This window comes from Streptomyces sp. NPDC015125 (genome assembly GCF_043080045.1).
GTDB lineage: Bacteria > Actinomycetota > Actinomycetes > Streptomycetales > Streptomycetaceae > Streptomyces.
In genome coordinates, this window is sequence record NZ_JBIBVF010000057.1 from 1 (window position 1) to 872 (window position 872).

The 872-nt window shown below is 71.6% G+C and carries 1 protein-coding gene and 1 pseudogene; both read left to right on the plus strand.

Annotation, left to right across the window (positions count from 1 at the left end; all coding sequences use genetic code 11):
• Positions 1 to 383: ACP S-malonyltransferase (locus tag ACF088_RS41255; protein WP_392381126.1), on the plus strand; the 383-nt coding region annotated here is incomplete at its 5' end.
• Positions 384 to 399: 16 nt separating this feature from the next.
• Positions 400 to 872, plus strand: a pseudogene (locus ACF088_RS41260) (3-oxoacyl-ACP synthase); the annotation flags it as partial.

An 872-nucleotide genomic window follows, 5' to 3' on the forward strand; every position in this document is an offset into this window, starting at 1 on the left:
AGGTCGTCCCGCTGAAGGTGGCCGGCGCGTTCCACACCCGCCACATGGCCCCCGCGGTGGACAAGCTCGCCGAGGCCGCGAAGGCCCTGACGCCGGCCGACCCGAAGGTGACGTACGTCTCCAACAAGGACGGGCGGGCCGTCGCCTCCGGTACCGAGGTGCTGGACCGGCTGGTCGGCCAGGTCGCCAACCCGGTGCGCTGGGACCTGTGCATGGAGACGTTCAAGGAGCTGGGCGTCACCGCGATCATCGAGGTGTGTCCGGGCGGCACGCTGACCGGGCTGGCCAAGCGGGCCCTGCCCGGCGTGCGGACGCTGGCCCTGAAGACCCCCGACAACCTCGACGCGGCCCGCGAGCTCGTCGCCGAGCACACCCAGGCCTGACAAGGAGCGCGAGAGCATGTCGAAGATCAAGCCCAGCAAGGGCGCCCCGTACGCGCGCATCCTCGGCGTCGGCGGATACCGTCCGACCCGGGTGGTGCCGAACGAGGTGATCCTCGAGAAGATCGACTCGTCCGACGAGTGGATCCGCTCGCGCTCCGGTATCGAGACCCGGCACTGGGCCGGGCCCGAGGAGACCGTCGCCGCGATGTCGGTGGAGGCCTCCGGCAAGGCCCTCGCGGACGCCGGGGTCGACGCCTCGCGGATCGGTGCCGTGGTCGTCTCGACCGTGTCGCACTTCAGCCAGACCCCGGCCATCGCCACCGAGATCGCCGACCGCCTCGGCACGGACAAGGCCGCGGCCTTCGACATCTCGGCCGGCTGCGCGGGCTTCGGCTACGGCCTGACCCTGGCCAAGGGCATGGTCGTCGAGGGCTCGGCGGAGTACGTGCTGGTCATCGGCGTGGAGCGGCTGTCCGACCTGACCGACCT